Source organism: Candidatus Dormiibacterota bacterium, from assembly GCA_035532835.1.
In the GTDB taxonomy this organism is placed as follows: domain Bacteria; phylum Vulcanimicrobiota; class Vulcanimicrobiia; order Vulcanimicrobiales; family Vulcanimicrobiaceae; genus DAHUXY01.
This window is the reverse complement of the sequence record DATKQG010000091.1, coordinates 1-5,580: the sequence shown is the minus strand read 5'-3', so window position 1 is coordinate 5,580 and position 5,580 is coordinate 1. Positions and strand designations below refer to the sequence as shown.

Annotated in this window: 5 protein-coding genes; 3 read left to right on the top strand and 2 right to left on the bottom strand. The window is 64.4% G+C overall.

Features of this window, described 5'->3' with window-relative positions; translation table 11 throughout:
• A partial coding sequence (locus VMW12_11420; GenBank protein ID HUZ50325.1) for a dipeptide epimerase occupies positions 1-788 on the bottom strand: 788 nt, incomplete at its 3' end.
• Between the two features lie 2 nt (positions 789-790).
• Positions 791-1,393, bottom strand: coding sequence for a cupin domain-containing protein (locus tag VMW12_11415; GenBank protein HUZ50324.1), 603 nt, complete (start codon positions 1,391-1,393; stop codon positions 791-793).
• A gap of 186 nt (positions 1,394-1,579) precedes the next feature.
• Here VMW12_11415 and VMW12_11410 point away from each other — a divergent pair, with 186 nt between their 5' ends.
• The 3 genes from VMW12_11410 to VMW12_11400 form a co-directional block, all read left to right on the top strand.
• The gene (locus VMW12_11410) at positions 1,580-3,730 is read left to right on the top strand and encodes a prolyl oligopeptidase family serine peptidase (protein ID HUZ50323.1); all 2,151 of its coding nucleotides are present in this window, start codon (positions 1,580-1,582) and stop codon (positions 3,728-3,730) included.
• 5 nt (positions 3,731-3,735) lie between these two features.
• Positions 3,736-5,151, top strand: coding sequence for a M81 family metallopeptidase (locus VMW12_11405; GenBank protein HUZ50322.1), 1,416 nt, complete (start codon positions 3,736-3,738; stop codon positions 5,149-5,151).
• Between the two features lie 81 nt (positions 5,152-5,232).
• Positions 5,233-5,580, top strand: a 348-nt coding sequence (locus VMW12_11400) for a DUF1611 domain-containing protein (protein ID HUZ50321.1), incomplete at its 3' end; no start/stop codon positions are given.

Below are 5,580 nucleotides of genomic sequence, written 5' to 3'. Positions count from 1 at the left end.
CGAGCGCGCGCCGCTATTGCAAACCCGCGCGTGAGGCCGCCGCATTTGTCGAGTTTGATGTTGACGATGTCGACGCGCCCCACGAGGAGTTCCAGATCGTCCAGATCCTGTATGCTTTCGTCCGCTGCGAGCGGAATCGGTGAATCGAGGCCGTCCATATCGGCGTCGCGGTCGCGCGGAAAGGGCTGCTCCAGCAGTTCGACGTTTGCATCGACGAGTGCGGGCATCAGCGCGTCCAGCGAGGCGCGATTGAATCCTTGGTTCCCGTCCACCGCAATCCAGGCATCGGGACGAGCGGCGCGCACGGCGCGAACGCGCTCGGCGTCGTCCTCCGTGCCGGTCAATTTGAGTTTGAGCGCGCGGGCCTTGGTGAAATCGCGTGCGCGGTCAGCCATAACCTGCGGCTCGTCGGCACTGAGCGTGTAGGTCGTGAGCACCGGACGCGGCTCCGGCAACCCGGCGATCTGCCAGGCTGGGCGCCCTTGCGACTTGGACTCGAGGTCCCAGAGCGCGCAATCCACAGCGTTGCGCGCACCGCCTGCCGGCAGCAACTCGATCAACTCCTCGCGCGACGGCGGGTTCGCAAAGCGACCTGAGATCGCTTCGATTTGCGCCCGGGCGCGATCGACCGTGTCGTTCAAATAATAGACGCCCGCGCCTTCGCCGTAACCGGTGAACCCGGCGGCTTCCACGCTAGCAACGAGCACGTCGCTGTGACGAAACGTGTAACCGGTAATGGCGAACGGACGGGCGAGCTCCCACGCTTCGACTCGCGTGCTGATCGACATCGCTACATCCTCCCCGTCGTCACGGAAATGGCCGAGGCCGGACCTTTGGAATTGTTGCGCAGTCTGTGCGGAAAGCCGGCGGAGAAGACGCAGCACTCGCCGGCATTCATCGGATAGTCGATGCCGTTGACCACGAGAACCACCTCGCCTGCGGTGATGTAGACGACGTCGATGCCCTCGTGGGTGAGATCGCTCCTGAACGACGCTCCTGCGGCGAGTTCCACGATGACGAGGTCTAGGTCGAGCGCGGGGAGATGGAGCGCTTCGTACGTTACGCCTTTTCCGCGGTTGACGCGCTTGCGATCCGTGCCGGTGACGAACGACGGCCGCGACAGTTTCGACGTGAAGCCCAGAAACGAGCCCAGATCGTAGTGGAAGACGTTCGCGAGCCGGGCCAGGCGGCCGAGCGAAATATCGGAGTCGCCGCGTTCGACGGCTCGGATGAACGATGCGGAGAGTCCGCTCTGCTCGGCGAGATCGCGAACGGCCATCCCGCGCTGAGCGCGAAGACGCTCGATGATCTTGCCGACGTCGGGAATGGCGACCGCGCCGTCGTCTGCGGACGCGGCGGGCGCGCGGGTTTTCTTGCTAGGAGTCGAGCTCATTTATAGGCTGAGGTTACCGCCCGGCTGCGGTCGTTCCTCTCTATTCTGGCGCCTGCGACGAAATATTGCTCGCCCTCGGCGCACCCGGACGCCCGCCGCTACGGCTGCGCCGAAATATCGCCCCACGCCCTAAAATTTTGCCGCCAGGTCCAGGAGGGCTCTCGGCAGCCTTTGAAAAGGGTCTCCATGCAAGTGCGATTCAATGCCCTAAGCAAGGTTGTAATAGCCGCGATTGCGGCCGTGCTTTTCTCGTGCGCAACCACGGTGTGCCAAGCGCAACCGTCGCCGAAATTTAGCCTCGAGAGCGTGCTGGGTTACCCGTTCCCGCTCCATCTCGTCGCGGGTGCGGACGGCCGGATGGTCGCGTGGGTGATCGACCAGCGCGGCGTGCGCAACGTTTATGTGGCGGCCGCGCCCGATTACGCTCCGCACGCGATCACGCACTACACGGCCGACGACGGACAAGAAATCACCAACCTTTCGATCTCGCGCGACGGTGCGTACGTCGTCTACGTTCGCGGCGGCGACCACGACTCCAACTGGCCCGCGCTATTTCCGCCCGATCCGGCGCGTAACCCGGTGGCTCCGCACATGCAAGTCTGGGCGGTTCCGGTGCAAGATCCCGGCAAGGCCCTCGCGCTCGGCGACGGCGATACTCCGGCGATTTCGCCCGACAGCAAGCGCGTCGCATTCGTCGCGCAAAATCAATCCGTGTGGTCGGCGCCGATCGACGAACCCGGTAAGGCCGCGCGTCTGTTCTTCGACGAAGGACAGGATTCGGATCTGCAGTGGTCGCCGGACGGCTCGGCGCTGGCGTTCGTCTCCATGCGCACCGATCACAGCTTCATCGGCGTCTATCGCGGCCAAGCGACTCCCTTGCGTTTCCTCTCGCCGTCCACGTCGCAAGACCTCGAACCGCGCTGGTCGCCGGACGGCGCGAAGATCGCGTACATCCGCACGCCGGGAATCGGCGGGCCGCCGGCCACGGATTTCGCGTTTGCCAAGACGCCGTGGGCGATCTGGGTCGCCGATGCGGCGACCGGCACGGCGCACCGGATTTGGGCGAGCGCGAACACGCTGCGCGCATCGTTTCCCGACGATTTCGACCCGTCGCTGCGATGGACGGCCGGCAACGCCCTAACGTTCCTGTCGTCGGCCGACAACTGGCCGCATCTCTATGCGCTATCGCCGGGCGGCGGCCCGGCGCGGCTGCTGACGCCCGGTGCGTTCATGGTCGAAGACACGGCACTCTCTCACGACGGCCACACCATGTTTTACACGGCGAATCACGGCCGCACTACGGGAGATTTCGATCGCCGGCACATCTTCAGCGTCGATATCGCCACGGGACGCACGCGCGAGATCACCGCAGGAACGCGCAGTGAATGGAGCCCGGCGGCAAACGGCAATGCGCTCGCGTTCGTGCAAGCCGGCTCCAAGCAGCCTCCCCTCGTTTCGGTTCTGCCGCTCGCCGGCGGAACGATCCGCGCGCTCGACCGGAATCTCTTACCCGCCGATTTTCCGCAATCACGGCTCATCGTGCCCAAGAGCGTGACGTTCCGCGCCGCCGACGGACAGATGACGCACGGTCAGCTCTTCGAGAGCGCGGGCGGCCCCGCAAAGAAACCCGCCCTCGTCTACGTCCACGGCGGCCCACCGCGTCAAATGCTCACGACCTGGCACTACATCGATTACTACTCGAACGGCTATGCCGTAAACCAGTATCTCGCAAATCACGGTTTCATCGTGCTCTCCGTAAACTACCGTCTCGGGGTCGGCTTCGGATACGATTACGCGCATCCGGCGAACTGGGGACCTACCGGAGCGTCGGAATACAACGACGTGCTCGGCGGGAATGCATTCTTGCGGCGTATGCCGTCGGTCGATGCAAAGCGCATCGGTATTTGGGGCGGGTCCTACGGCGGTTACCTGACGGCGCTGGCGCTCGCGCGTAATTCCAATCTCTTCTGCACCGGTGTCGATTGGCACGGCGTTCACGACTGGTCGACGACGGAATTTCTTCCCAACCCGCCGGTACGCTATCAGATGCCCGATATGAAAAAGGAACGCCGCATCGCCTGGCTCTCTTCACCCGATGCATCCATCGCGAAATGGCGGTCGCCGGTATTGCTCGTTCAAGGCGACGACGATCACAACGTGCACTTTCATCAAACGGTCGATCTCGCGCGCCGCCTGCAGCTTGCCGGCGTCCCGTACAGCGAATTGGTCATCCCGAACGAGATCCACGGATTCCTGCGCTATGCAACCTACTTCAAGGCCGACACGGCAACCGTCGATTACTTGACGCGTCACCTCACCGCGGGCGATTGTAGGTAATCCAGTTGCGCTTCTTTATCGCGACCCTCGCTACCGAAACCAACACGTTCTCGCCGATTCCCACCGGGCGGCAAGCCTTCGACCGCAGCCCCAACCAGCCGGACGTCGCATCGATGTCGATGTGGCGCGAACTGGCGCAGGCCGGCGGCCACACCGTGTGCGAGAGCATCGTCGCCGTCGCGCAGCCAGCGGGCCCAACGGTACGCGCCGTGTACGAGGGGCTTCGCGACGAACTGCTCGCCGATCTCGAACGCGCTCTGCCGGTGGACGTCGTCTTACTCTACCTCCACGGTGCGATGGTCGCGCAGGGGTATGACGACTGCGAAGGCGACGTGCTCGGCGCGTGCCGGCGGCTCGCGGGGGAGCGCGCCATCATCGGAGCGGAACTCGATCTTCACGCGCATCTTACCGCGCAGATGCTCGCCGCCGCCAACGTTATCGTAGCGTACAAAGAATATCCGCATACCGACATTGTCGATCGCGCGCGGGATCTCTATCGGCTTTGCGTCGATGCGGCATCGGGGCGGACGCGGCCGGTCTCCGCGACGTTCGACTGCAGCACGATCGGCATGTGGCCGACGACGAGGGAACCGCTGCGTTCGCTCGTCGACGACATGTCGGCCCGCGAGCGAGACGGCATTCTCTCGCTCAGCTTGATTCACGGATTTCCATACGGCGACGTTGCCGACGCGGGCACGAAGATGCTCGCGATTGCGGATGGTAACGAGGCGCTCGCGGCGCGCGTGGCGCGAGAGTTTGGGCAACGCTTTCTCTCGATGCGCCGGGAAGCGTTGCTCCCGGTGATACCGCTCGAACAAGCACTCGACGCCGTCGCGAGCGCCCATCGCGGCCCGCTCGTTCTCGCGGACGTCGCCGACAACGCGGGCGGCGGAGCGCCGGGCGATAGCACCTTCGTTCTCCGCGCGCTGCTCGAACGCGGCATGGATAACGTCGTTACCGGAACTTACTACGATCCGATCGCGGTCGATCTGTGCTTTGAGGCCGGTGAGGGCGCCGAGATCGATCTGCGATTCGGCGGCAAATTGGGCAAGGCGTCGGGCGACCCGATCGATGCGCGCGTCACGGTTCGCCGCCTGCTCCAGGCGCACGCGCAGGATTATATGGACGATTCGCGCCCGGCCTCGCTCGGCCGCAGCGCTTGGATCCACACCGCCGGCATCGATATCGTCCTAGCCTCCGTACGCACGCAGGTGTTCGCCCCGAACGCGTTTACGGGGCTGGGCATTACGCTGCACGACAAGCGCGCGATCGTCGTAAAATCCTCGCACCATTTTTGGGGCAAATTCGCGCCGCTCGCGACGCGCGTGATCCACGCCGGCGCCCCGGGAGCGCTCAGCGCGGATTTCGCCGCGATCCCCTACCGCAAGCGCGATCTGCAGTACTGGCCGCGCACCGGCTGAGCGGCCAAAAAGAACGAAAAATTGGCATATATGGCGAAATTTTGGCAGGATGCCGCCGCCGGATTCCCGTAGACATGCACCATGTCCGCTCTACCTGAACGCCGATACGCGATTTTGACCGAAGGGATGCTCGCCACGTCGAGCGGGAAGACCGCGCACGGCGTCTTACGCTATCGCGGCGAGTCGGTCGTGGCCGTCATCGACTCGAAATTTGCCGGTAAACGCGTGATCGACGTGTTGCCCTGGCTCGGGTCGACCGCGCCGATCGTGGCGTCGTTCGAAGAAGCCCTTGCATTCGAGCCGACCGCGCTCTTGATCGGCGTCGCGACGGAAGGCGGTCGTCTGCCGTCGGACCATCGGGCGGCGGTGCTCGCTGCGGTAGACGCGGGCCTCGAAATCGTGAGCGGTTTGCACGAGCTGCTGCGAGAC

Excerpts from the sequence above, each read along its gene's own strand:
- VMW12_11410 (HUZ50323.1), top strand. The coding sequence starts at position 1,580 with ATGCAAGTGCGATTCAATGCCCTAAGCAAGGTTGTAATAGCCGCGATT.
- VMW12_11415 (HUZ50324.1), bottom strand. The coding sequence starts at position 1,393 with ATGAGCTCGACTCCTAGCAAGAAAACCCGCGCGCCCGCCGCGTCCGCA.